We start from the raw sequence: 1,736 nt of genomic DNA on the forward strand, positions 1-1,736 counted from the left end.
GTACCGGTACCGGTACCGGTACCGGTACCGGTACCGGATGACCGTATCGCCCGCGGGGCGGATGCGGCGCAATCATGTTTTTCTCGCGCCGCATCCAGCCTTTCGGGCAAGGCCGTTGACCCGGCTGCCCGGCCAGGCTACCGACTATTCCGCCACCGGCTATTCCGTCCTGCGCTCCTCCGTCCTCTACTCCGTCTCGGTGACTTCCCTGAGCAGCCCCGTCGCGACGTCGAAAACGAACCCCCGCACGGCGTCCCGGTGCGGGATGAACGGGCTCGCTTTGATCCGCGCGATCGACTGGCGCACGTCTTCGTCCAGGTCGGTGAAGGACTCCGCGGCCCATTCGGGTTTGATCCCGGTCTCGTCCTGGATAGCGCGTTTGAACCCGTCGTCGGTGAAGGTCAACATTCCGCAGTCGGTGTGGTGGATGAGAATGATCTCGCGGGTGCCGAGGAGGCGCTGGCTGATGGCGAGTGACCGTATCTCGCCCGCGGTGACGACACCTCCGGCGTTGCGTATGACGTGGGCCTCTCCTTCGTTCAGACCGAGGATCGCGTAGACGTTGAGGCGCGCGTCCATGCACGCGACAACAGCGATGTGCCTGGACGGCGGCAGCGGCAGCGGGCCGGTGAAGGTCTGCGCGTAGGCGGCGTTGTTGGTCAGGTACTCGTCGGTGACTGACATGTGTCCTTCCCCTGTCCTTCCACGGCTGGGATATGACCACGGCTGGGATCTCATGGTCGGATGCGGCGTTCAGCCGGACATGTGACAGAAGGTCCAGTTGGTGTCCCTGGCCAGGTCGTACCAGCCACTGCGGGCAAGTTTCTCCATAGCCGTCCCCCTGGTGATCCCGTGCTGCTCCCCTGACGGCGCGAGCATCCCCTGAGATGGCGCGAGCACACTCCCCGGTCGGCCCGCCGACACACTCCCACCGCGGCGAAAACTCGACAATTTCTATCGGCATTAAGAACTGTCTGACCCCGTACGGATGACGTCAAGGACTCCTCACTGTCCGGCACCAGCACGGGTACACCGGCCGGTCCGGCGGTCAGCCTGGGCAGGCGCCGGCACAGGCAGGGTCGCCGGTGGCGTCGTCCGTTGAGGCTGAGTACGGCCCAGGCCCGAGCGGCCATCGCTACGTCCGTGGCGGCCGAACGCGGTACTGTCCATGAAAGTGAGTACGTAAACGGCTGCTATGGTAGTCGTTTGGTCCCTCAGTTCCATGATTCAGCGATATTCAATCATGGATCCCTGGTCGACTTCGGAACGGATCGGTACTACGTGACCTCGGCTTAAGGGTCGCTGGAGCGCCGATCAATGTAGTGCAGATCCCGTCCGCAACCATCCGCACGGGCTATGATCCAAACGAGTTTGTTGCTGTGTACGATTTTCGGCCACATGAGCGTACACAGCGACAAACTCGCGCCGATCTTCTCCGGTGGCCAGGCACGCATCGACGCATGCCAGCGTTCGCCAGGCCACGCATGGTTAGATGACCGGCGCTCTAACTCAGGCGGGTTACTGCGACTGTGACCCCCAGTGACGTTGACGTGCCGCCGGAGTAGACGCCGAGCAGGGGTGGGACGTCGTTGTAGTCCCGGCCGCGTGCCACGACCACATGCCGCTCGCCGGCGGCGACACCGTTGGTCGGGTCGAAACCCCACCAGTCACCGAGCCAGCCCTCCACCCACGCGTGGCTCTGGCCGACGACGGTCTCGCCGACCGCGGCGTCCGCG

The 1,736-nt window shown here is 64.3% G+C and carries 2 protein-coding genes and 1 pseudogene; all 3 read right to left on the reverse strand.

The window, feature by feature from the left end; genetic code table 11:
* Positions 1-186 precede the first annotated feature (186 nt).
* Positions 187-684: a beta-class carbonic anhydrase gene (locus tag DD1DGNOD_RS09450; RefSeq protein WP_131766255.1), complete on the reverse strand. Its 498-nt coding sequence runs from the start codon at positions 682-684 to the stop codon at positions 187-189.
* Positions 685-753: 69 nt separating this feature from the next.
* Complete coding sequence (locus DD1DGNOD_RS26750) at positions 754-900, reverse strand: hypothetical protein (protein ID WP_165036557.1); 147 nt, start codon at positions 898-900, stop codon at positions 754-756.
* Between the two features lie 604 nt (positions 901-1,504).
* Positions 1,505-1,736, reverse strand: a pseudogene (locus tag DD1DGNOD_RS09455) (transglutaminase family protein); the annotation flags it as partial.

The organism is Candidatus Protofrankia californiensis (assembly GCF_900634765.1).
GTDB classification, from domain to species: domain Bacteria; phylum Actinomycetota; class Actinomycetes; order Frankiales; family Frankiaceae; genus Protofrankia; species Protofrankia californiensis.